At 65.3% G+C, this 22,947-nt stretch carries 18 protein-coding genes; 7 read left to right on the forward strand and 11 right to left on the reverse strand.

The window, feature by feature from the left end; translation table 11 throughout:
• Positions 1-87 precede the first annotated feature (87 nt).
• The gene (locus ABE093_RS03430) at positions 88-2,139 is read left to right on the forward strand and encodes a carbon starvation CstA family protein (RefSeq protein WP_430759440.1); all 2,052 of its coding nucleotides are present in this window, start codon (positions 88-90) and stop codon (positions 2,137-2,139) included.
• Positions 2,120-2,314 carry a YbdD/YjiX family protein gene (locus ABE093_RS03435; protein ID WP_430759441.1) on the forward strand — a complete coding sequence of 65 codons (195 nt, stop codon included), beginning with the start codon at positions 2,120-2,122 and terminating at the stop codon, positions 2,312-2,314. The genes ABE093_RS03430 and ABE093_RS03435 overlap by 20 nt, the downstream gene beginning before the upstream one ends.
• A 3-nt stretch (positions 2,315-2,317) precedes the next feature.
• On the opposite strand, the gene ABE093_RS03440 is transcribed toward ABE093_RS03435, so the two are convergent.
• From ABE093_RS03440 to ssb, 5 genes are all read right to left on the reverse strand, one after another.
• On the reverse strand, positions 2,318-3,589 hold the full coding sequence (locus tag ABE093_RS03440; protein ID WP_430759442.1) for an NRAMP family divalent metal transporter: 1,272 nt from the start codon (positions 3,587-3,589) through the stop codon (positions 2,318-2,320).
• The gene (locus ABE093_RS03445) at positions 3,586-4,812 is read right to left on the reverse strand and encodes a DUF819 domain-containing protein (RefSeq protein WP_430760076.1); all 1,227 of its coding nucleotides are present in this window, start codon (positions 4,810-4,812) and stop codon (positions 3,586-3,588) included. The genes ABE093_RS03440 and ABE093_RS03445 overlap by 4 nt, the downstream gene beginning before the upstream one ends.
• A gap of 28 nt (positions 4,813-4,840) precedes the next feature.
• The gene (locus tag ABE093_RS03450; protein WP_430759443.1) at positions 4,841-6,904 is read right to left on the reverse strand and encodes a prolyl oligopeptidase family serine peptidase; all 2,064 of its coding nucleotides are present in this window, start codon (positions 6,902-6,904) and stop codon (positions 4,841-4,843) included.
• A 75-nt stretch (positions 6,905-6,979) separates the two neighbouring features.
• Positions 6,980-8,971, reverse strand: a complete 1,992-nt coding sequence (locus ABE093_RS03455) for an OPT family oligopeptide transporter (RefSeq protein ID WP_430759444.1) — start codon at positions 8,969-8,971, stop codon at positions 6,980-6,982.
• Between the two features lie 134 nt (positions 8,972-9,105).
• Positions 9,106-9,588, reverse strand: a complete 483-nt coding sequence (gene ssb / locus ABE093_RS03460; RefSeq protein WP_430759445.1) for a single-stranded DNA-binding protein — start codon at positions 9,586-9,588, stop codon at positions 9,106-9,108.
• Positions 9,589-9,777: 189 nt separating this feature from the next.
• On the opposite strand from ssb, the gene ABE093_RS03465 reads away from it, so the two are divergent.
• Entirely contained in the window at positions 9,778-10,764 is a 987-nt protein-coding gene (locus ABE093_RS03465) for a polyprenyl synthetase family protein (RefSeq protein ID WP_430759446.1), read from the forward strand.
• A gap of 12 nt (positions 10,765-10,776) precedes the next feature.
• Here the strand turns inward: ABE093_RS03465 and ABE093_RS03470 are convergent, their stop codons facing one another.
• Genes ABE093_RS03470 through ABE093_RS03485 form a run of 4 tightly spaced genes read right to left on the reverse strand, consistent with a single transcriptional unit; the run spans position 10,777 to position 16,940 of the window.
• A complete protein-coding gene (locus ABE093_RS03470) occupies positions 10,777-11,556 on the reverse strand; it encodes a dienelactone hydrolase family protein (protein WP_430759447.1) in 780 nt (259 codons plus the stop codon).
• A gap of 44 nt (positions 11,557-11,600) precedes the next feature.
• Positions 11,601-13,004: a UDP-N-acetylmuramoyl-L-alanine--D-glutamate ligase gene (gene murD / locus ABE093_RS03475; protein ID WP_430759448.1), complete on the reverse strand. Its 1,404-nt coding sequence runs from the start codon at positions 13,002-13,004 to the stop codon at positions 11,601-11,603.
• Positions 12,985-14,346: a UDP-N-acetyl-alpha-D-muramoyl-L-alanyl-L-glutamate epimerase gene (gene murL, locus ABE093_RS03480; protein WP_430759449.1), complete on the reverse strand. Its 1,362-nt coding sequence runs from the start codon at positions 14,344-14,346 to the stop codon at positions 12,985-12,987. The genes murD and murL overlap by 20 nt, the downstream gene beginning before the upstream one ends.
• Complete coding sequence (locus tag ABE093_RS03485) at positions 14,343-16,940, reverse strand: bifunctional aspartate kinase/diaminopimelate decarboxylase (RefSeq protein WP_430759450.1); 2,598 nt, start codon at positions 16,938-16,940, stop codon at positions 14,343-14,345. The genes murL and ABE093_RS03485 overlap by 4 nt, the downstream gene beginning before the upstream one ends.
• A gap of 93 nt (positions 16,941-17,033) precedes the next feature.
• Here ABE093_RS03485 and ABE093_RS03490 point away from each other — a divergent pair, with 93 nt between their 5' ends.
• The 4 genes from ABE093_RS03490 (at position 17,034) to ABE093_RS03505 (ending at position 19,962) form a co-directional block, all read left to right on the forward strand.
• Positions 17,034-17,912, forward strand: coding sequence for a PhzF family phenazine biosynthesis protein (locus ABE093_RS03490; RefSeq protein WP_430760077.1), 879 nt, complete (start codon positions 17,034-17,036; stop codon positions 17,910-17,912).
• A gap of 252 nt (positions 17,913-18,164) precedes the next feature.
• Positions 18,165-18,551 (forward strand): HU family DNA-binding protein, encoded by a 387-nt coding sequence (locus ABE093_RS03495; RefSeq protein ID WP_430759451.1) that lies wholly within the window; start codon positions 18,165-18,167, stop codon positions 18,549-18,551.
• 122 nt (positions 18,552-18,673) lie between these two features.
• The gene (locus ABE093_RS03500) at positions 18,674-19,240 is read left to right on the forward strand and encodes a hypothetical protein (protein WP_430759452.1); all 567 of its coding nucleotides are present in this window, start codon (positions 18,674-18,676) and stop codon (positions 19,238-19,240) included.
• 8 nt (positions 19,241-19,248) lie between these two features.
• Positions 19,249-19,962: a hypothetical protein gene (locus tag ABE093_RS03505; protein ID WP_430759453.1), complete on the forward strand. Its 714-nt coding sequence runs from the start codon at positions 19,249-19,251 to the stop codon at positions 19,960-19,962.
• Between the two features lie 62 nt (positions 19,963-20,024).
• Here the strand turns inward: ABE093_RS03505 and ABE093_RS03510 are convergent, their stop codons facing one another.
• Together ABE093_RS03510 and ABE093_RS03515 are read right to left on the reverse strand one after the other, a co-directional pair.
• On the reverse strand, positions 20,025-22,211 hold the full coding sequence (locus ABE093_RS03510; RefSeq protein WP_430759454.1) for a DUF5916 domain-containing protein: 2,187 nt from the start codon (positions 22,209-22,211) through the stop codon (positions 20,025-20,027).
• Between the two features lie 186 nt (positions 22,212-22,397).
• Positions 22,398-22,877: an SET domain-containing protein gene (locus ABE093_RS03515; RefSeq protein WP_430759455.1), complete on the reverse strand. Its 480-nt coding sequence runs from the start codon at positions 22,875-22,877 to the stop codon at positions 22,398-22,400.
• Positions 22,878-22,947: the final 70 nt, after the last annotated feature.

The raw sequence follows: 22,947 nt of genomic DNA on the forward strand, positions 1-22,947 counted from the left end.
CAAAGTCGAACATCCCGTGCCGCGGCGCGCATTGACGCCCGCGCCGTGAAGCGCCACGCTCGCGGGAGTCCCCGTGGAGCGAACGGCATGCAGGCGATCAAGATGCTGGGCTGGGTGGCATTGGCGGTGTTTGCCGCCTGTTGCCTCGGCGTGGTGGCGTTGCAACGTGGCGAAACCATCAACGCGATGTGGCTGGTCGCGGCATCGGTGTCGGTCTTCTTCATCGGTTATCGCTTCTACGCGCGCTACATCGCGACGCACGCGGTGCATCTCGATCCCAGCAGGATGACGCCGGCATGGCGGCACAAGGACGGCCTCGACTACGAGCCGACCGACAAGACCATCCTGTTCGGCCACCATTTCGCCGCGATCGCCGGCGCAGGTCCGCTGGTCGGCCCCGTACTCGCCGCGCAGATGGGCTATCTCCCCGGGTTCCTGTGGATCCTGTTCGGCGTGATCTTCGCCGGCGCGGTGCAGGACTTCCTGGTGCTGGTGTTCTCGGTGCGTCGCGATGGCCGTTCGCTGGGCGAGATGATCCGCAGCGAAATGGGCGCGGCCGCCGGCGTCACTGCGATGATCGGCATCCTGATGATCATGGTGATCCTGCTCGCGGTGCTCGCACTCGTGGTGGTGAAGGCGTTGGCCGGCAGCCCTTGGGGCACGTTCACCGTCGCGGCAACCATCCCGATCGCGTTGCTGATGGGCGTGTCGCTGCGCTGGCTGCGCCCGGGCCGCGTGCTGGAGGCGTCGATCATCGGTTTCGTGCTGCTGATGCTGGCGATCTGGGGCGGCGGCAAGGTGGCGGCATCGCCCGAACTCGCGCACATGTTCACCTTCGATGGCCGCGCACTGGCATGGATGCTGATCGGCTACGGCTTCATCGCCGCGGTATTGCCGGTGTGGCTGCTGCTGGCGCCGCGCGACTATCTCTCCACCTTCCTCAAGATCGGCACCATCCTGTTGCTGGCGCTTGCCGTGATCGTGGCGATGCCGCAACTCCACATGCCGGCGATCACCAAATTCGTCGACGGCAGCGGTCCGGTGTTCTCCGGGAAACTGTTCCCGTTCCTGTTCATCACCATCGCCTGCGGTTCGGTTTCGGGATTCCATTCGCTGATTTCATCCGGCACCACGCCGAAGATGCTGTCGAACGAAAGCGAAGCCAAGCTGATCGGTTACGGCGGCATGCTGATGGAGGCGATGGTTGCGGTGATGGCGCTGATCGCCGCCTGCGTGCTCGATCCCGGCATCTACTTCGCCATGAATGCACCGGCGGCACTGATCGGTACCACGCCGGAAGCGGCGGCACAGGCGATCTCGAACTGGGGCTTCGTGATCACGCCCGACGTGCTGACGTCGACCGCGCACAACATCGGTGAAACCACCATCCTTGCGCGCGCCGGCGGCGCGCCGACGCTGGCGGTCGGCATGGCGCAGATCCTGCACGGCTTGATCGGCGGCGAAGGGCTGATGGCGTTCTGGTACCACTACGCCATCCTGTTCGAAGCGCTGTTCATCCTCACCACCATCGATGCCGGCACGCGCGTGGCGCGCTTCATGATCCAGGATCTCGCCGGCGTCGTGTATCCGCCGTTCGCACGCACGCATGACTGGGGCGCGAACATCATCTGTACCCTGCTTGCGGCCAGCGCCTGGGGCTACTTCCTCTACCAGGGCGTGGTCGATCCACTGGGCGGCATCAACACGCTGTGGCCGTTGTTCGGCATCGCCAACCAGATGCTGGCGGCGATCGCGCTGGTGTTCTGCTGCGTGGTGATGGTGAAGTCGAAGCGCAGCCGCTGGCTGTGGGTTCCGGCGGTCCCGACGGTATGGCTGCTCGCCTGCACGCTGACCGCGGGATGGCAGAAGATCCTCCACCCCAATCCGAAGATCGGTTTCCTGGCCAACGCACAGAAGTTCTCGGAAGCGGTCGCCCGCGGCGAAGTGCTGGCCCCGGCGAAGTCGCTGCAGGACATGCAGCGGGTGATCTTCAACAACCAGCTCGATGCCGCCTTGTGCGCAGTGTTCGTGATCGTCGTGGTGCTGACGGCGATCTTCGGCATCCGCGAGATGCTGCGCGCGCACTGGTCCACGGTGCCGACCGCGCGGGAGACGCCTTATGTCGCCTTCGATCACTGAAGCCTGGCGCTGGCTGGAACGCACGGCGCGCCTGGCCATCGGTGTGCCGGATTACGCTGCCTACGTTGCCCACGTCCGCAGCCATCATCCCGAACGCACGCCGATGACGCGCGAGGAGTTCTTCGTGGAGCGGATGCAGGCGCGCTACGGCAAGGGCCGCTCGCGCTGCTGCTGAACTTCAGAACACGAACAACCCGATCGCCGCTGCGAACATGAACACCGTGGCGATGGCCACGCACACGCGACTGATGCGTGAACTCGGCTGTCCCTGCATCAGCTTGCGATCCGAAGCCACCAGCAGCACGCCGACCAGCAGGAACGGCGCCAGCACGCCGTTGATCACCGCGGTCCAGAACAGCGCCTTGATCGGATCGATGTCCATGAAGTCCATCGACGCGCCGGCGAGGATCGCCAACGCGAACACTGCGTAGAACGATGTCGCCTGGCGGAACTTGCGGTCGAGCCCGTAGGCCCAGTCAAAGGTTTCCGCGAACGCGTATGCCGCCGATCCCGCCAAGGTCGGAATCGCCAGCAGGCCGGTGCCGATGATGCCGACCGAATACAGCAGGTAGGCCGCATTGCCCGCGAGCGGACGCAGTGCTTCCGCCGCCTCGCGCGTGGTGGTGATCTGGGTGATGCCGTGCGCGCCGAGCGTGAGCGCGGTGGTGAGGATGATGAAGAACATCACAATGTTGGAGAACAGCGTACCGAGTGCGACATCCGCGCGACGGAAGGCGATGTCCTCGTCGGGCACTTGCTGGTGATGGCGCATCAACCGGCGGCCCTTGGCGGTCGCTTCCTCGACCTCCTGCCCTGCCTGCCAATAGAACAGGTAGGGACTGATGGTGGTGCCGAGGATCGCGACGACGGTGGCCCAGGCGTCATGATTGCGCGGCCACTGCGGGATCGCCGCCGCGTGCAGCACGCTGGACCAATCGGGCTTCACGATGAAGGCGGTCGCGATATAGGCGAACAGGATCAGCGCCAGCCATTTCAGTACCGAAGCGATCACGTGGTAGCGCAGGCGGATCGCCGCGATCGCGATGCCGACGCCAAACACCGTCACGTAGATGTGCGACGAACCCCAACCGAGCATCTCGGCGGCATCGGCCATCCCGGCAAGATCGGAACCGATGTTGATGACGTTGGCCAACAGCAGCGCCAACGAGGCCAGACCGACCAGCCAGCGCGGGAATTTCAGACGGAACGCGCCCGCCAGCCCGCGATCGGTGACCATGCCGATGCGTGCGCACATCATCTGCACCGTGCCCATCAATGGCCAGGTCAGCCATGACAGCCACAGCAGGTGGGTACCGAACTGCGCGCCCGCGATCGAATAGGTGGCAACGCCGGACGGATCGTCATCGGCCGCGCCGGTGGTGATGCCGGGACCGAGCGCACGCCACAGGCGGCGAAGTCCGAGGCTCGGGCGCGTCTTGTGTTCGCTCATGCGCCCGCAAGCGCCTTCAGCATCAGTCCGAGCAGATAGGCGAGCACCGTGCCGGTGGCGTAGCCGAGCGTGCCGAGCAAGGCACCGACCGGCGCAAGCGCGGGATGGAAGGCCGAGGCGACGACCGGCGCCGATGCCGGCCCACCGATATGGCTTTGCGATCCCACCGCGAAATAGAACAGCGGCGCGCGGATCAGGCGCCCGACCAGCCACAGGATGATGATGTGGAAGCCGAGCCAGACCACGCCGAGCAGCAGCAGGGCCGGCTTGTTGAACACCGCGCCGATGTCCATCTGCATGCCGATGCAGGCGATCAGGACATACAGCAACAGCGTGCCGATGGTCGAGGCACCGACGCCATCGAGGCGACGCATGCGGGTGAAGCTCAACGACAAACCGGTCAAGGTGCAGATGGCGATGATCCACACCAGCGGTTCGCCGAGGCCAGCGCGTTTCGCCAACGGGAATTGATCGCCGATCCACGGCGCGAAGGCGCCGGCGATCCAGTGCGCCAGTCCGACGGTGCCGAAGGCGAGTCCGAAGATCATCACCATGTCGGTGAGCGTGGCCGGACGTTCGTGCTTGCTGCGATAGTCGGCAAGGCGATGCTTCAAATCATCGAGTGCGGCGGTGTCGGCTTTTTGCGCAGTGTCGATTTCCTTCGCGCGTTGCGCCAGCAACAACAGCACGGCCATCCACACATAGGCGACCGCGGCATCGACCACGGCAAACTGGCCGAAGGTCACGGCATCGACATGGAAGATTTCCTTCATCGCCACCATGTTGGCGCCACCGCCGATCCAGCTGCCGGCGAGCGCGGCCATGCCGCCCCAGGTATCGCCGCCCATCGTCGCCGGGAACAGCGCCTGCATCGTCACGAACGCAAACACGCCACCGAGCATCACGCTGGCCGAGGTCGCGACATACATCAGCAGCAACTTGGGCCCGAGCTTGAGGATCGCCGGGATGTCGACCGTCAGCGTCAGCAACACCAATGACGCCGGCAGCAATACGCGACTCGCAACCGGGTTGTAGAGCTTGCTGTGGATACCGTCGATGACGCCGAGGCTGTTGAGGATGCCGGGGATGAAATAGCACAGCAGCAACGGCGGCACGAGGTCGAAGAACCGGCGCAGGAATCCGGACTCTCGAGAAGACGCCCAGAACACCCCGCCGAGCACGGCGGCGAGAACGCCCAGGACGACGATGTCGTCCTGGATCAGCGGAACCCGGGTGACGGCCTCCACGCGATTACTGGCCGATGTGCGACTTCAGCCAGTCGTTCACCGTGTCGTGCCACTTGATGCTGTTCTGCGGCTTCAGCACCCAGTGGTTTTCGTCGGGGAAGTAGAGGAACTTCGATTCGATGCCCTTGCGCTGCAACGCGCTGAACGCGGCGATGCCCTGCTCCACCGGGATGCGGAAATCCTGCTGGCTGTGCACGACCAGCATCGGCACCTTCCAGTCCTTGACGTGGTTGATCGGATTGAACTTCTCGTAGCCGGCAGTGTTCTCCCACACCGTGCCGCCGTTCTCCCATTCGCCGAACCACAGCTCCTCGGTGGCGTAGCCCATCATGCGGTTGTCGAACACGCCATCGTGGGCAACGATGCACTTCCACGGCTGGCTCCAGTTGCCGGCGATCCAGTACGCCATGAACCCGCCATAGCTCGCACCGAGCGCGCAGGCCTTGTCGCCGTTGAGGAAGGGATACTTCTGCAACGCGGCCGCCCAACCCTTCTGCAGGTCTTCCAGCGGGCGATCGCCCCAGTGCTGGCTGATCGCGTCGGTGAACTTCTGGCCATAGCCGGTGGAACCGTGGAAATCGATCATCACCGCGGCATAGCCCTGACCGGCATACGTCTGCGGATTCCAGCGATAACTCCAGCCGTTGCCGAAGCTGCCTTGCGGACCGCCGTGGATCAGGAACGCGACCGGATACTTCTTGCCCGGCTGGTAGTTCCACGGCTTGACCACGTAACCATGCACGGTTTCGCCGTTCCAGCCGATGAAGGTGAACTGCTCGGCGTCGGCGAACTTCACGCCCGGCAGCATCTCGCCGGCGCTCGGGGTAATCGCGCGCTCTGGCGCCTTGCCTTGGGCATCGGTGACGAACAACTGGTCGCCGCTCTGCAGGCTGTTGCGCATGAAGGCGATCGTGTTGCCGGCGACGGCGAACGACGAGATCGAGCCCTTCTTCGCACCCGAAATCGCGGTCACTTCGCCATTGGCGACATCGACCGCGAACAGCGGATGCTGGCCGAGTTCGACGGCAGTGGTGTAAATCGTCTTGCCATCGGCGGACAGGGAGATGCCGTCTGCGGATGCATCCCACTTCGCATCGATCTCGCGCGTGTTGCCGCTGGCCATGTCCATCGCCATCAACGCGAAACGGTCGGCCTCGAAACCGGGGCGCTTCATCGCGCGGTAGTACAGGGTCTTGCCGTCTGGCGAGAACACCGGGCCGGCGTCCCAGGCCTTGTTCGCCGCGGTCAGGTTGCGCGGCTCGCCGCTGCCGTCGGCGTTGACCAGCCACAGGTCGAAGTTGGTGCTCCACGGTTCGACGCGATCGCCCTGGCGCACGCTCATCACCAATTGCTTGCCATCGGGCGACCACGCGAGATCGCCGAGATCCCCGAACGGCTTGGACGGAATGTCGCCGTTGATCGCGCCACTCACCAGCGTCGCGTTCTTGGCCGCGGCATCACCGATGTCGGTCACGAACACGCGGTTGTAGCTGCCGTTGTTCCAGGTATCCCAGTGGCGAATGAACATGCGGTCGAACACCACGCCGCTGGTCTTGGGCTTGGCATCAAACTTCTGCTTGCTGCAGGCGAGATCGCCCTTGCACTCGGGGAATGCCGCCATCGCCACGGCCACGTGATGACCATCGGGCGCGAACTGGTAGGCATCGACATCGAGCGGCAGGTCGGTCAGCTGCTTCGGCTCACCGCCCATCAGCGGGATCGCATACAGCTGCGAGCTGCCGTTCTTGCCGCTGAGGAAGTAGACGGTCTTGCCGTCCTTCGACACCGTCGGCGAATTGACGTTCCAGCCTTCCGGCGTCAGGCGCTTGGGCGGCGCCATGTCGCGCGTGCGCAGGTTGCGCGTCCATAGCGAGGTCGACGCCTTGGTGACTTCGGAATTCATCTGGCGCTTGGCGAACACCACCACGCCGCCGTCCGGCGTCAGCGTCGGCGACGAGTAGCGATCCAGCGCGACCATGTCGCGCACGGTGAAGCCGCGCTGCGTCTGCGCGGACAGGGGAAGTGCGGCAAGCAGCGCGAGCGGCAGCAGGGCGTGGCGGAGAGTCATCAAAGTCGTCCGATCGAGGGATCGGACGATTCTAGCGGTTGCCGCGCCTGTCGCCTGCTGCGCTGCGGTGGAAGGTTACGCTCCCGCCCGCTTCGACAATGCCTCGGCGTAACGGTAGAGCCCCAGGATCACCAGGACGAAGACGCCGCCACCGATCCACTTGGCTGCGGTGGCGAAACCATCGCCCACCAGTTCCAGCGGGAACAGCTGGAAGGCGACGACACCGGCGATCAGCACGCCGATCAGACCTTCGCCCACGATCATGCCCGAGGCCAGCAGCACGCCCATCTGCTTGGCGGCTTCAGGTCGCTTGCTGCGCTCGGCGCGACGATCGTAGAGCGCGCCGACCAGCGAGCCCACGACCACCATCAGCGTCGCTGAGGTCGGCAGGTAGATGCCGAGGCCGACCGCGAGCGGCGAGCAATGGCCCTTGTGGTTGGTGACCTTCTGGATGATCGCGTCGAGGATGATCAGCACCACGCCGATGCAGGCGCCGATTTCGATCAGGCTCCAGTCGATGTTGTTCTGGATCACGCCCTGCGCGAGTGCGGAGATCAACCCTGCCTGTGGTGCCGGCAAGGCCTTGCCAGCCACCGCGCCGGGCGCACCAGCAAAGCCATAGGCCTGGTTGACGAGATCGAGCACCGGCGGGATCACCGCGGCGCCGGCGACGACACCGACGACCAGTGCCCACTGCTGCCAGGACGGCGTCGCATCGACCAGTTGCCCGGTCTTGAGATCCTGCAGGTTGTTGTTGGCGATCGCGGCGACGGTGAACACCACCGCGGTGACGAACAACGCGAAGGCGACCAGCGACTTCTCCTGCCCCGGCTGCAACATCGGCTTGACCGCGAACACCAGCAACAAGGCCGCACCGATCACCACCAGGATGCCGATGCCCGACAGCGGACTGTTGGAGGAACCGATGAGTCCCGCCATGTAGCCGCAGACCGCCGACACCAGGAAGCTCATCACCACGCAATAGACGAGACCACCGATCACCAGCAGCCACATGTGGTCGCCGAGTCCGGCGCCATTGGCGAAATGACCGAACAGCCACGCGATCGGCACGAAACTGGCGAGCATGATCGCGCCGACCACGCCGATCGGGATGTCGTGCTCGACGCGGTCGAGCGTGTGCAACTGGCCAGCCTTGCGCACTTTCGATGCCGCCATCGCCGAAGTGAGTCCGGAGATCACCGGCTTGATCAGCTTCAGCAGCGTCCAGATCGCGGAGACGCCAATGGTGCCGGCGCCGATGAAACGGATCTTGTGGCTCCACGTATCGCCAGCGATATCGGCAACATTCGAGGTGACAGTCGAGAAAACCGAATAATGCGGGACGCCCCAGACCCAGGCGATCACCGCGCCGAGCAGCATCGCCAGGCCGACCCACAGGCCGACGAGATGACCCACGGCAAGCAAGGCCATCGACAGCGAGAAGTCGTATCCGGAGACCGGCGCCTTGTCGCCATCGCCGATGCGGAAATAGTTGGCGACGTCGCTGGCGAACACCTTGGTCGCCACCACCGCCGCGAATGCCGCCGCGACGATCGCACCCCACATCACCGCCAGCAGGCCAGCGCGACTCTCTTCCACGCCCTTGGTGTCGTCGCCGCTGCCGACCTTCAACACTTCGGCGCAGGCCACGCCTTCGGGATACGGCAGGTCGGAATTGGTGACCAGCGCGCGCCGCAGCGGGATCGAGTACATCACGCCGAGGATGCCGCCGAGCCCGCAGATCAGGAACGACTCCCAAAACGGGAAGTGCGTCCACCAGCCGATCATCACCAGGCCGGGCAGGACGAAGATGATCGACGACAGCGTGCCCGCCGCCGACGCCACCGTCTGCACCACGTTGTTTTCCTGGATGGTCGAATCCTTGAAGCCGCGCAGCAGGGCCATGGAGATGACCGCCGCCGGGATCGAGGTCGCGAAGGTCAGGCCCGCCTTCAATCCGAAGAACACGTTGGCCGCGGTGAATGCGACCGTGATGAGGATGCCGAGGATGATGCCGCGCAGGGTGAATTCCTTGCGGGGCGCGGCTGCGTTCTGCGGGTTGGCCATGTCGGGTCCGTGGACGGAAGTGCCGACAAACTAAGGTCTGGCGGCGGTCAAGTCCAGCTGCGCTGCGATAAATGCCGCGAAAACGAAGACGGCGCCCGCAGGCGCCGTCCGATGCATCACGCGATGTTTCCGGTTCAGAACGGAATATCGTCGTCGTTGAAGTCACCGCCAAAATCGGCGACCGATGCCGCCGGGGCCTGGTGAGCCGGTTCACGGCGCTGGGCCGGGGCCGGGCGCGCGCTGCGCTCGTAGCCACCACCGCCACCGCCCTGGCCGCCCCCATCGGGGCGACCGCCGAGCATCTGCATCTCGTCACCGATGATGTCGGTGGTGTAGTGCTTGACGCCGTCCTTCTCGTAGCTGCCGTATTCGATGCGGCCTTCGATGTAGACCTCGCGGCCCTTCTTCAGGTATTCGCCGGCGATCTCGCCGAGCTTGCCGAACAGCTTGACGCGATGCCACTCGGTCTTTTCCTGCTGGTTGCCGTCGCGGTCCTTGCGAACCGTGGTGGTGGCGATGCTGAGCGTGGTGATCGCCATGCCGCCCTGGGTGAACTTGGTGTCGGGGTCGTTGCCGAGGTTCCCGACCAAAATCACTTTATTGATTCCGCGTGCCATGTCTGGCTCCTTACGTTTTGGTCATTGGTTGATTGGATGCCGGCGTTGCCGCCGACAGGGATATTCCATTCTAGCGCGCCGGGCCCCGCCAGCCGGCCGATGTCGCAGTGGCGGGTCAGGTTTTTCCCCGTTCCCGGACGATCCGCGTTCACCTTCTATAATCGGCACAGCATCCCGGCCAACCTCCCGATGACCGATCGTTCCGCGCTTTCCCTCCCTGCCATCCAGCAACTGGCCGCGCCCGACATGGCCGCCGTCGACGCCCTGATCCGCCGCCGGCTGGCGTCGGACGTCGTGCTGATCAACCAGGTCGCCGAATACATCATCGGCGCCGGCGGCAAGCGCCTGCGCCCGATGCTGCTGTTGCTGGCGTCGCGCGCGCTCGGGCACATGGGCGCGGACGCCCACCAGCTCGCCGCGGTGGTCGAGTTCATCCACACCTCCACCCTGCTCCACGACGACGTGGTCGACGAATCCGACCTCCGTCGCGGCCGCAGCACCGCCAACGCGGTCTGGGGCAATGCCACCAGCGTGCTGGTCGGCGATTTCCTGTATTCGCGCAGCTTCCAGCTGATGGTCGAGCTGGAACGGATGGACGTGCAGCGCATCCTCGCCGATACCACCAACATGATCGCCGAAGGCGAAGTGCTGCAACTGTTGCACGTGCGCAATCCCGATACCGACGAACCCGCCTACCTGCGCGTGATCGAGCGCAAGACCGCGATCCTGTTCGCCGCGGCGACCCGCCTCGGCGCGCTGCTATCGGACGCCGACGCCACGACGCAACAGGCGCTGCATGATTACGGCATGCATCTCGGCTACGCCTTCCAGATCGCCGATGACGTGCTCGATTACGCCTCCGATGCGGCGACGATGGGCAAGAACCTCGGTGACGATCTCGCCGAAGGCAAGATGACGCTGCCGCTGATCCATGCGATGGCGCATGCCGACGCCGCGACCCGTGATCGTTTGCGGGCGATCGTCGAATCCGGTGATGTCTCGGCGCTGCCGGAAGTCACTACCGCAATCGCCGCGCACGACAGCCTCGGCTACAGCCGCGCGGTCGCCCAGCGTTATGCCGATGCCGCCGAGGCGGCGATCGACGGCCTCGCCGACAACGATGCCGTCGCCGCACTGCGCGGACTGGCGCGTTACGCGGTCAACCGCGACCGCTGATCCGCGCGCCGGTCAATCGACCGCGAAACGCCCCGCGAAGAAGGCGTGCATCATCGCGTAGGCGCGCCGCGCCGCGCGGGGATCGTACTTGCATCCCGGCTTGTTGGCGGTTTCCAGTGCGAAGCAGTGCACCGCGCCACTGAAATTGACGAACTGCCAATCGGCACCGGCGCGATCCATCTCTTCCTCGAACGGCACGATCGCCGCCTTCTGGCCTTCATCGGCCGCGCCATTGAGGACAAGCAACGGCGTATGCACGGAATTGGCAGCTGCCGGTGATTCGGTATGCAAGCCACCGTGGAAGGTGACGATGCCGGCCAGTTTCGCGCCGCTGCGCGCCAGCTCCAGCACCGACGATCCACCGAAGCAGAAACCGAACGCGCCGATCTTCGCGCTGTTCAATGGCACCGATGACGCCTGCGCCTTGAAGGTGTCCAGCGCGGCCTGCATCCGCTCGCGCATCAACGCCGGATTCGGGTACAGCTTCTTCACTTGCGCCAGCGCTTCGGCGTCGCCCTTGGGGCGCTCGCCCTTGCCGTACATGTCGACCACGAAGACCACGTAGTCCGTGCCCGCCTGCTGCTTGGCCTTGTCGAGCGCGGCCGGCGTCACGCCATACCAGTCCGGAACCATGAGCAGGCCGGGACGCTTGAGTTTCGAAGCATCGTCATAGACGACGTAACCGCTGAAACGATCCTTGCCGACCGTCCATTCGACGGGCTTGCTCTTCATCGCGGCGAACGCGGGCAGACAGGCAAACAGCAATCCGGCAGCGACCAGGATTCGACGCATGACATTCTCCCGTGGCGAAAGCGCGAGGATACCGCCGATCCGGGTCAGGCGATGCCCATGCCCTGAATGGCGCTGATGCGTTCCGGATCGAAACCGGCCAGCTCCGCGAAATGGCGGCCACGCGCGACGTAATCGCGATACGGGCCGAAACTCGGCGCACCCGGCGACAGCAGCATCACGCCACCGCCTTCCAACGCATCGCGGGCGATCCGCATCGCGTCTTCGAGATCGCGCGCCTGCGCCAGGGCGAACCCGCCTTCCCCCGCGATCGGCGCCAGCAGCTCGTGGATGCGCGGACCGTTCTGCCCCATCGTCACGATCGCGCGCGGCGCGTGCGTGCGCATCGCCTCGGCGAAGTCGTGCCAGTCGAGCCCGCGGTCATGACCGCCAATCAGCACCGCCGTCGGACGTTCGCGATAGAGATCGAGCGCGGCCAGCGTCGCATGCGGCGTGGTGCTGATCGAATCGTTGACGTAGAGGATGCCATCGCGTTCCCCTAGCGCCTGCAGTCGGTTCGGCAACGGCTGGAAGCTCGCGGCGTGCGGCGCCAGCGCCGCGGCATCAAGTCCGATCGCTTCCAGCGCGGCCAGCACCGCGCACAGATTGCTGCGGTTGTGCGCGCCGGGCAGCGGCAGGTTCGAGGTATCGAAGATCGCCATATCGCCGCGATGGATCACGTCGCCCTGCATGTGCCAGCCATCGGCATGGTTGAACCACACCACCTTGCTGTCGGGAAGTTGCAACTGCGCCAGGATCGGATCGACGGCATTGAGCACGGCGATGCGCGGTTTCCCTTCCGTCACCAGCGACAACTTGTCGGCGACATAGCGTTCCTGCCCGCCATGCCAGTCGAGATGCTCCGGGTAGATGTTGGTCACGATGGCGAGATGCGGATGCGCCCCGCTCTCGGCGACATCGCGGGTCTGGTAGCTGCTGAGTTCAATCGCCCAGGCATCGGCCTGTCCGTCGATCAATTCCATCAGCGGCGCGCCGATGTTGCCGACCAGCGCGGTGCGCCTGCCGGCCGCGCGCAGCAGGTGCGCCAGCATCGCGGTGGTGGTGCTCTTGCCCTTGGTGCCGGTCACGCACAAGGTGTCGGCATCGCGGCGCTCGGCGAACCACAACTGGGTCGCGCCGATGAAGCGGGTGCCACGCGACTGCGCCGCACGCGCGATTTCCGAGTAGGGGCTGATGCCCGGTGACTTGATCACCACGTCGAAGGCGGCGAGGCGCTCGCCATCGACTTCGGTATCGATCCGCAGCAGGGGGTCGCCCAGCGCGCGGGCATCCTCGGCTTCCTGCGCATTGCAGAACAGCGTCAGCGCATCGGGATAGCGGATATCGCCGCCAGCCAACGGCGCGGCACGCAAGGCGCGATAGGTCGCCTTGCCCTCGCGCCCCCAGCCCCAGAGCGCGACGCGTTTGCCGTCAAGCAGAGAATGGCCCACGCACGCGCGCCCAGACGGATTCGGGAATGCCGTGTTCGCCGCTCAATTCGAGCAGCGGTTCGATGGCGAGATTGTCGCCCGCCAATTGCGGCAGGATCTCGTTGCGGAAACGCTGGACGATTTCGTCCTCGCGCCATTCGGAGCGATCCGACAACGCCGCCATCGCCGCGCGCGATTCGCCGCCCTCGCCCACGCATTCGAAGGGCTTGTGATCGCGGTATTCCAGCAGCGCGTCGTAACCGGCGATCTGGTCGCGATCATCGAGCAGGTTGCGGCCGAAGATGCCGACCAGTCTCGGCTTGGGCACGAACGGCGCCAACGCGAGGAAGACGAAGTGGCATTTCGGGCAGACGCCGCACCAGCGCTGCGTCGGCTTTTCGCCGAGCAGGTGGAAATTGCGATTGCAGCTGGAGAACCAGGCGTCGTAATGGTCGTTCCTGGCGAACTGGCGCGCCACCGCGAGCTCCGACAACGGACGCAGCAGCGAGTAGTAGCGGAGATCGGCAGCGACGGTTTCCCGCACGACCTTTGCCAGCCCCTGTTCGGCCGCCCAGCCCTTCGACCACTGGTGATTCACCTCGCCGGTGCCTTCGATCAGGCTGCCGTAGCTGGCGGAACGTTCGTTCGAGAACACCACCTGGTCGGCATCGCCCAGCAACGCCGCCAGTACCATGATCGCGGAATTGATCGCGGTCACCGGGATGTGGCCGTTCCACGCGCCCTGGCGATTGAGCTCGAACAGTTCCGGCGCGATCTGGCGGCCGATGTTGAGCGTCGGCAGGCCGGTGCGCGCCGCGCATTGCGCGATCAGCTGCGAGCCACCGACCCAGGTCACCGTCTGGGCGATGCCAGCCGAGCGCAGCGCTTCGATCGACACCAGCGAATCCTTGCCGCCGCCGATCGCGACCAGCGCATGTTCGCGCAAGCCAAGCGCAGGCGCCGGCTGCGAAGACGCATCGGAATGCGGAAAACGGATGCGGCCATGCAGGCTCAGGCCATTGCGATAGGCGAACTCGCCGAGGCCATTGAGGTAGACGCTCTCGAGATACTCGGCGACCGATGCATCGATCGGCCCGTTCTCGATGCGGATCTCCTCCGGCACGGCCGCCTTGTAATAGCTGACGCCGGCGATCAGGTGCAGCAGACGCGTCGCCGCATCCACTGCGCGCTTGCGGGCATTGTCCAGTACGAACGGCGCACCAGGAATGGTGACCGTCTCGGTCAGGACCGGGCTGTCATCGAAGGCGTAGCGCAGGCTGGCGACGCCGGTCTGCGGATCGAAGCCGCAATCGACGAAGCGGAAGGCGCGGATGGAATCGCGCTGGAAGGCCCACGCTGTCATTCAATGATCTCCTGATGCGGCAAATGACGCATATTGTAGGTGCTGGCCATGCTGTAGCCGTAGGCGCCGGCGTCGGCGATCACCATCACGTCGCCCGCTGCGGTCGCGCGCGGCAGGCTGCGTTCCTTGCCGAACAGATCGCTGGATTCGCAGATCGGGCCGACCACGTCGAACAATCGCTCGTCGCCGTCACCGAGTCGGCTGAGGTTGGCAATGCCGTGCCAGGCGTCGTACAACGCCGGACGGATCAGGGTGTTCATGCCGGCATCTAGACCGACGCGGCGCACGCCATCCTTGTCCACCACCTGCGTCGCGTGGGTCAGCAGCGCACCCGCCTCCGCCACCAGATAGCGGCCCGGCTCGATCGCGATCTTGAACGCCGGATGCACCGCCTTCATCTCCGACAGCCCCTGCGACCACGCGGCGAGATCGAACGGATCCTCGTCGGGGCGATAGGGAATCGGCAGGCCGCCGCCGATGTCGAGGATTTCCACGCTGCCGATGCGGCGCGCGAAACCGGCCATCGCATCGATCATGCCCTTCCAGTGACCGATGGTCTCGATGCCGCTGCCAAGGTGCGCGTGCACGCCGGTGATGCGCACGTCGATCGCGCGCGCGCGATCGACGAACTCGTCGAAGCGCTGCGTCGACAGCCCGAACTTGGCGTCCTTGCCGCCGGTGGTGACCTTGGCGTGGTGGCCGTCGCCGTAGCCGAGGTCGATGCGCAGCCACAGCGACTTGCCGCGGAAGACTTCCGGCCACTGTTGCAGCAGTTCGACGTTGTCGACGGTGACGATGACGCCACGCTCCAGCGCCACGCGGTATTCGTCGATCGGCGCGAAATTCGGAGTGAACAGCACCTGCTCCGGCTTCAATCCCGGCACCGATGCGAAGACATGTTCGAGTTCGCCCTGCGACACGCATTCCAGGCCGAAACCTTCCTCAACCAGCGCGCGCAGGATCGCCGGGTGTGGATTGGCCTTGATCGCATAGCTGCGCTTGTCGATCGCGGGAATCGCGGCCAGCGCACGCGCGCGTTCGCGCACGGTCGGCAGGTGGTAGGCATAGGCCGGCGTATGGCGCGCCGCGATGTCGAGCAGGCGCGCACGTTCCTGTACCCACCACGGCTGCGGTCGCGGCGCGCGCGGCGCTACCAGCTGCTGCCAGCTCGGACCGAACACGCCGGGCTCGTGCACCGGCATCGCGCCGCTGCGCATCAGTTCCGCGTGCAGCGCCGGGATCATGCCGTCGGCGTCGGATTCGTCGACCACGAAGGTCAGGTTGAGGTCGTTCGACGACTGCGAGATCAGGTGCACGCGCTCGCGCCCGAACGTCGCCCACACGCCGGACAAGCGGTCGAGCAGCGAACGCATGCCGCGCCCGACCAGGGTGATCGCCGCGCACGGCGCGATCACCTTCACCCGGCACACCTGGGCGAGATCGGCGGAGAGTTCCGCCAGCACGCTGGTATTGACCAGGTTTTCGCTGGGATCGAGCGACACGGTGACGTTGGTTTCCGACGAACCGATCATGTCGATCGACAGGCCGTGCGCGCGGAAGCGATCGAAGATGTCGGCAAGGAAGCCGACCTGCTGCCACATGCCGATGGTTTCCATCGACACCAGCACGATGCCGTTGCGGCGGCTCACCGCCTTGACGCCGGGCACGGTGCGGCCGCTGGCGTCGATGCGGGTGCCGTCGAGGTGCGGGTTGCCGGTGTCGAGGATGCGCATGGTGACGCCGGCTTCACGACAGGGCGCGATCGAACGCGGATGCAGCACCTTGGCGCCGGTGGTGGCGATTTCCTGCGCCTCGGCGTGGTCGAGCCGCGCCAGCAGGCGCGCATCCGGCACTTCGCGCGGATTGGCGCTGAACATGCCCGGCACGTCGGTCCAGATCTCCACCTGCTCGGCGCCGAGCAGCGCACCGAAATACGCCGCCGAGGTATCGGAACCACCGCGGCCGAGGATGGCGGTGCCGCCATCGGCGTGGCGAGCGATGAAGCCCTGGGTAATGGCGAGATCGCCCGCCTGTGCGTGGAAGCGTTCGCGCATGCCGGCGTCGGCGGTGATTTCGCAGTTGACCGAAAGCCGCGCCGACCACGGGCTTTCGTTGGGCAGCGACAACGCGTTCAACCACTCGCGCGCATCCACCCAGCGCATGCCCATGCCGCGGCTGCTCAGGTAGGCGGCGCCGAGCGTCGACGACATCAGTTCGCCCTGCCCCAGCACTTCCGCCTGCCACTCGAGCTCGCGGGTCGCCGCGCGCTTGTCGTCGACCAGCAACCCGCGCAGATGCGCCAGGCGCTCGCCGATGACCGCATCGGCATCGAGGCCAAGGTCGTTCGTGCAGAAATCGCGATGGCGGACGTCCAGCTGGGCGAAGACCTCCGCGCCATTGCCGCCACCTTCGGCCACCGATTGCAGCAGGTTGGTGACGCCCGACAGTGCCGACACCACCACCAGCACGCGCGCGCCTTCGGCCCGGCGTTCGCCCGCCAGTTTCCCGATCGTGTCCCAGCGCTCGCGTTTCGACACTGAAGTTCCGCCGAACTTCAGTACGATCCAACGCGGCTGGGAGGCGATCTGCGGCATTACACTCATCCTGTGCCCGACTGTGGGCGTGAACCCTCGATTCTAGCGAATTACCCGCGTTATTCCCCCGGATCCTTCATGTCTTTTTCTTCTCTGCAAAGTCGGCGCTTCACCCAGGTCGACGTCTTCGCCAATCGCCCCGGCGCCGGCAACCCGCTCGCAGTCGTGCTCGATGCCGACGGCCTCGATGACGCCACCATGCAGGACATCGCGCGCTGGACGCGCCTGCCGGAAACCACCTTCGTGCTGGCGCCGGACAAGCCCGGCACCAGCTATCGCCTGCGCATCTTCAGCCCGCGCCGCGAAGTTCCCTTCGCCGGCCACCCGAGCGTCGGCACCGCCCACGCCGTGCTCGAAGCCGGGCTTGCCGAACCGAAAGACGGACTGCTGGTGCAGGACGGCATCGCCGGTGCCCTGCCGCTGCGCGTTGCCGGCCATGGCGCCGAACGCACGATCGCCGTGCGCACGCCTCGCGCACGCCTGCTGGAAACCGCCAACGCCGAGGATCCACGCCTGCGCGATGTCCTCGCCAACCTGCCGCTGGGCGCATTGCCGCCGGCATTGATGGATGGCGGACGCCGCTGGTGGCTGGCCGAAATCGCGGACGAAGCCACACTTCGCGCGGCGACGCCGAACTGGGACGCGATCGCGAAACTCGCCGAAAGCACCGGCAGCATGGGCCTGTGCGCGTTCGCGCGCAGCAGCGATCCGGTCTATTACCTCGCGGTGCGCGCCTGGGTGGGCGCCCCCGCGCAATTCGAGGATGCCGCTTCCGGCGCGGCCAACGCGACGCTCGCTGCATGGTTGGCGCAGCGCGACGCGCTGCCCGGTCCCGGCGGTTTCTATCGCATCAGCCAGGGCCGCGAAGTCGGCCACGACGCCATCATCGAACTCACCGTCGATGCGGACGGCGACGTGTGGTCGGGCGGTCGCGTGTGCACGGTGATCCGCGGCGAACTCGACTGGCGCTGAGTCGCGACGGCGTCTTCGGACGGCATTCTTCATCCAATACTTCAAGTCGCGGAAGCGTGGCTTCCGTTTCCTCCGTCACGCATTCACGCGGCAATCACTGCCCGCGATTCCACCCGGACGATTCCGCCCCGCAAAAACAAGGCAAAAAAGTTCACCACGGGGCTTGGCGACGCGGTTTACATGCAATACAGTTGGTTGCCGGTCGCAACCGCGCAACCAAATTCCACACTTTTCTGAGGAAAGCGAAAACACATGGCCACGAAGAAAGCCAAAGCTGCCAAGGCCACCAAGGCCGCCAAAGCTGCCCCCAAGGCAGCCACGATGAAGCCGATCAAGGAAGCCCTGACCAAGTCGGGTCTGGTCGCGCACATCGCCGAGTTCACCAGCGTCGCGTCGCGCGACGTGCGCGCCGTCCTGGCTGCGCTGGAAAGCACCGTGCACGCTTCGGTAAACAAGAAGGGCACTGGCTCCTTCACGATGCCGGGTCTGTTCAAGATCACCGCCGTGGAAGTTCCGGCCCGTCCGGCACGCAAGGGCATCAACCCGTTCACCAAGGAAGAGGTCACGTTCAAGGCCCGTCCGAAGTCGACGAAGGTCAAGGTTCGTCCGCTCAAGAAGCTGAAGGACGCCGCGGCCTGATTCTTGCCGCGACGCAGAAAAAAGCCGGCCCAGTGCCGGCTTTTTTCATGTCCGTGGGATCGCGTTCATCCATCCGCGCGCATCCTCGCCCACATCGCAACGCACAACGGAAACCGATCCGCATGCCCCGTCGTCTCACATTCCGGCTGGCGATCGCGGCGCTGCTTTCGCTGGCGCTGGTCGCCTGCTCCACCGTCGGCGACCTGCTGTCCAACCGGGTCACGGTGTCGCCCGAGCAACTGCAGTCGCAACTCGACCGCCGCTTCCCGCGCGATTACCGCAAGCTCGGCGGCATGGTCAGCGTGCGCGTCATGCATCCGCGCCTGCGTCTGCAACCGGAACGCCACCGTCTCCAGCTGGACTTCGACGCTGGCGTCGCCGCCTTCGGTTCCGATCCGTCGACGCCACGCGGCCACTTCACCATCAGCAGCGGCTTGCGTTTCGATCCCGCCGCAATGGCCCTGATGCTGGACGCGCCGATGGTGGAGCGCGCCGACATCCCCGCCTTCGCCGGCATGGGCCAGGGCGCGATCGAATCGTTGTTGAACCAATGGCTGCAGGACGAAGCGCGCAACGATCCGGTCTACCGCTTCAGTGCATCCGACCAGGACAAATTGCGCGGACGCAGCATCGCCAACATCGACGTCACCGCGTCCGGCCTGCAGGTCAAACTCGGGAGTGGCAAATGAGGGTGGAGATGCCGCTTCGGCTGGCGTTGATCGCGCTCGTCGCCCTGCCGCTTGTCGCTTGCAACGGCAACAAGCCGACCGGCACCGGCGTGGCGACATCCGACGACCCCGACACGCCGCGGCCACCATTGCCGCGCCCGCAAGCCGATGGCCGCCCGATCACCGGAATGCCGGATGCGCGCATGCAGCCCGCGGCTGTCGCTCCGGATGCGGTCGCCACGGCAGCTGCACCCACCACGGATCCGGCGACACTGCCGCCATCGACCGACGACGACGCCACCCCACCTCCGGCAACGCCCGCTGCATCGGCGGAAAACGGTGCGCAAGGCATGGTGATCGGCGACACCGCGGAGCCGACCATCGACGATGGCATGCGGGTGGTCCGCGACTATTACGACGCCATCAATCGCGGCGCCTACGATCGCGCCTACGCGCTATGGAGCGACCACGGCGCGGCCAGCGGCAAGACCCTGCAGCAGTTCAGCGATGGCTTCGCCGATACCGCGCGCGACTCCGTCGACATCCAGCGCCCCTCCACGGTCGATGCCGCCGCCGGCAGCCGTTACCTCGAAATCCCGGTGCGGGTCATCGCCACCCGCCGCGACCAAGGCAGCAGCACCTATAGCGGCAGTTACGTCCTGCGCCGCAGCGTGGTCGACGGCGCCAGCGCCGAACAGCGCAAATGGCGCATCCAGTCGGCGCGCCTGCAGAAAGACGATTGAATAAAACGGCCCTGATTGCAGCTTCGCCATCCCTGGCGATAGCCCCTCTGCCATGACTGCAATCAGAGCTCGAAACGGTAGGCCAGCTTCACCATCAGCATTTCGGTGTCGCGCAGGTTGAAGGCACGGCGGAATTCGCCCGGCGCATCGGTGAACAGTTCGCCCTGGTCATAGCCACCACGGCCGTAGACCACGTAGATGTTCGACAGCGGCGCCAGTTCGTAGCGATAGCGGATCTGGAAGCCCAGCGTGTGCAGGTTGAACGGCGCGAGATATTCGCCGCTGACCACGGCGCTGGTGTCCGGCTGCACGCGGAAGGACTTGCGCGCGCTTCCCGTCAGGCCGATCGCCTGCAACTTGACGCGCAATTCCTGCTTGGGGCTGATGTTCCAGTTCAACGCAGCGGAGAGCTGCAACTGGCGACGGTCGTACATGCCGAGCAGGTTGTCGTGCTGCCACAGCAACCACTCGCCGTCGCGCAATGCAAACAGGCTGGCCTGAGCGTTGAGTGAGTCGCTGAAGAAATAGCGCGAGCCCAGCGTCACGCTGTACATCGGCCGGCGCTTGGGATCGACGCCCATGCCGTAGGCGGATTCCAGCGTCGTCCACCACTGCCAGTTGCCGCGGCGCCCGGGCTCGTGGTCGAAGGTCGCGTAATAACCCGGGGTGATCCGCACGATGTCGTGGTAGAAGGTCAGTGAATCGTCGTGGGCCGGCGTGCGCAGATTGACCAGGAACATCTGGCTGCCGCCGTCACGCAGCTGGCTGTTGCGCTGGATGCGGAACTCGCGCTGCAGCACGACGTCGCCGTTCGCGGTGGTCAGCATGTCATAGCGCCAACGCCAGTTGTGCGACGCGTAGATCGAATCCTTGGGCAGATTGGTGAAGCGCTTGCCGACTTCCCAGTGTGCGTAGTTGAGGTTGTCGCGGCCGAGGTAGCCGAAATCGTTGATGTCATAACCCTTGTCGAAATGCATGGCGATCCATTGCTGGCGCCAACCGTCCTTCATCTCGTATTCGGCCAGGAAGGTCGCGCCGTTGTGGCGATCGGTCCTGCCGTTTTCAGCGATGGCACTCTGGGAGGCATTCGCAGTCAGGGTGAAATGCGCGCTCGGCTTCCACTGGTCGTCCACGGCGTACACCGTTGCGGTGCGATCGAGGAACGGGTGCACGACCTGGGTCACCATTCCGCCCAGCGTGTTGTCGTCGAAGGCGTGGGTCACGCGTGCCGCTCGGAACGAACGACCGGCATCACCGCGTTCTTCCGCCCACAACAGGCCGTAGTTGGTCTTGCCGAAACTGCCGTTCAACTTGACCGCGGCATTGATGTCTGCGGTGCCCTTGCCATCGTCCGACGGGCCACCGATGCGGCGCGTGTAGATGAGCTGGCTGTTGTCCAGCAGCAGGTTGAAATCGAAGATCGTCTGGTTTTCGGTGAAGAACGGCCGCTTGTCGCTGAAGAAGCTTTCCTGCGCGCTGAAGTTCACCACCAGGTCGTCGCTTTCCACCTGCCCGAAGTCGGGATTGATGGTGCCGCTCAGCTGGAATTGCCCGTTGGGCTTCCAGAACACGTCCATGCCGGCGTTGTTCTTGGTCTTGTGGCCGACCATGTCGTACGCGCTGGAGGCGTAGGGCGTGAGCGCGAGCAGCGCCTGGCTGTAGGCCGGCACCTCGATCTGCTGGAACTTGGCGAGGAACTGCGGGCGCTCGAAGGTGATCGCCGGCCAACCCATGCGCTCGCTGCTGACGCCGATCACGCGATCGAAGTACACGCCGAGCTTGCGCGTCTGGCCGTGGGCCTTGCCCATGGTGGCGACGCTCCAGGGGATCAGGATTTCCGCGGTCCAGCCTTCGTCGTCCTCACTGACGGCGTGCAGCCAGTTGCCGTCCCAGTCGTTGTTGAAATTGCCGAGCTTGGTGATGGTGCCGTCTTCGATGCCCCCGCCCAGCATCACCGTGAAGTCGTACCCCTGGTTGCCGTCGCCATTGAAATCGAGCATCACGTTGACGCGATCGGTTTGCGCGTCCTCGTCGCGACGGGTCTTCTGGCGGCGGCGTTCCACGCCAGCCGGTTGGTGGTTGCGGAACGCGACCGCCAGCCCCTTCGGCGTCGCCATGTACCAGACTTCGGTCGGCACGCTGCCCGGTTGCTGGGTGAAGGGCTGCACGGTGCGGAAATCGGTGACATGTTGCGCACCGTCCCATTCACCGGGATCCATCTTGCCGTCGATCTTGATGTCCGCAGCCATGGCGGACGTTCCCATGCAGGCGAGCGACAACGCGGCAGAAAGCGTGCGGATTTTCATCGTGAAGCTGATCCCTGGGCAATGGGTTCAGCTTATGGAACGCGCATGACATCCGCGCCTGCCTGAAGTCACATGACTTCCGTCATGGCGTTGCTCGCGGACCCGCCGCGAGCGATGGCCCGGGTGGGCTTACTTCTTCTTGGGTTGCAACATCGTCCCGGTGCAGCCCTTGGCGCCGCAGCGGCAGCCCCACAATTTCTTGAGCTTCGCGGTATGCGGTTCGTCGAGCACGATGCCGTAGTTGTAGCTCAGCTCTTCGCCGGCCTGGATGTCGCGGATCGCCTCGATGAAGACCTTGTCCTTATGGGTCTTGCCCTTGGCGTTCTCTTCCTGCACCGCCTCGCAATTGGGCGCGCAGCTGTGGTTGATCCAGCGCGCGACGTTGCCGTCCTCGTTGGCGTCGATCACGTAGTCGTCGTTGAGGGTGAACAGGAAGGTATGGCCGTCCTCGTCCTTGTCCCCGTACATGCTGTCCACTTCGTCATGGCTGCGCAGCGTGCCCTTGTAACGCACGACCCGTTCGCCCTTGGCGATGAACTCGGTGGCGAACACGCCGTTGCCGTGGATCTCCGACTTGCGGCGTTCGATCTTGCGGTGCTTCTTGGGCATGGGATGGCCTGAGGAGTTGAAGCGGCATTCTCGCTCATCCACGCTGCACTCGTCATCACCGATGAGCCCG

Source organism: Solilutibacter silvestris (assembly GCF_050574925.1).
GTDB classification, from domain to species: domain Bacteria; phylum Pseudomonadota; class Gammaproteobacteria; order Xanthomonadales; family Xanthomonadaceae; genus Solilutibacter; species Solilutibacter silvestris_A.

Excerpts from the sequence above, each read along its gene's own strand:
- ABE093_RS03430 (WP_430759440.1), top strand. The coding sequence starts at position 88 with ATGCAGGCGATCAAGATGCTGGGCTGGGTGGCATTGGCGGTGTTTGCC.
- ABE093_RS03500 (WP_430759452.1), top strand. The coding sequence starts at position 18,674 with ATGCCCCGTCGTCTCACATTCCGGCTGGCGATCGCGGCGCTGCTTTCG.
- ABE093_RS03495 (WP_430759451.1), top strand. The coding sequence starts at position 18,165 with ATGGCCACGAAGAAAGCCAAAGCTGCCAAGGCCACCAAGGCCGCCAAA.
- ABE093_RS03455 (WP_430759444.1), bottom strand. The coding sequence starts at position 8,971 with ATGGCCAACCCGCAGAACGCAGCCGCGCCCCGCAAGGAATTCACCCTG.
- ABE093_RS03450 (WP_430759443.1), bottom strand. The coding sequence starts at position 6,904 with ATGACTCTCCGCCACGCCCTGCTGCCGCTCGCGCTGCTTGCCGCACTT.
- ABE093_RS03510 (WP_430759454.1), bottom strand. The coding sequence starts at position 22,211 with ATGGCTGCGGACATCAAGATCGACGGCAAGATGGATCCCGGTGAATGG.
- ABE093_RS03470 (WP_430759447.1), bottom strand. The coding sequence starts at position 11,556 with ATGCGTCGAATCCTGGTCGCTGCCGGATTGCTGTTTGCCTGTCTGCCC.
- ABE093_RS03440 (WP_430759442.1), bottom strand. The coding sequence starts at position 3,589 with ATGAGCGAACACAAGACGCGCCCGAGCCTCGGACTTCGCCGCCTGTGG.
- ABE093_RS03435 (WP_430759441.1), top strand. The coding sequence starts at position 2,120 with ATGTCGCCTTCGATCACTGAAGCCTGGCGCTGGCTGGAACGCACGGCG.
- murL (WP_430759449.1), bottom strand. The coding sequence starts at position 14,346 with ATGACAGCGTGGGCCTTCCAGCGCGATTCCATCCGCGCCTTCCGCTTC.
- ABE093_RS03465 (WP_430759446.1), top strand. The coding sequence starts at position 9,778 with ATGACCGATCGTTCCGCGCTTTCCCTCCCTGCCATCCAGCAACTGGCC.
- ssb (WP_430759445.1), bottom strand. The coding sequence starts at position 9,588 with ATGGCACGCGGAATCAATAAAGTGATTTTGGTCGGGAACCTCGGCAAC.
- ABE093_RS03485 (WP_430759450.1), bottom strand. The coding sequence starts at position 16,940 with ATGCCGCAGATCGCCTCCCAGCCGCGTTGGATCGTACTGAAGTTCGGC.
- ABE093_RS03515 (WP_430759455.1), bottom strand. The coding sequence starts at position 22,877 with ATGCCCAAGAAGCACCGCAAGATCGAACGCCGCAAGTCGGAGATCCAC.
- ABE093_RS03505 (WP_430759453.1), top strand. The coding sequence starts at position 19,249 with ATGCCGCTTCGGCTGGCGTTGATCGCGCTCGTCGCCCTGCCGCTTGTC.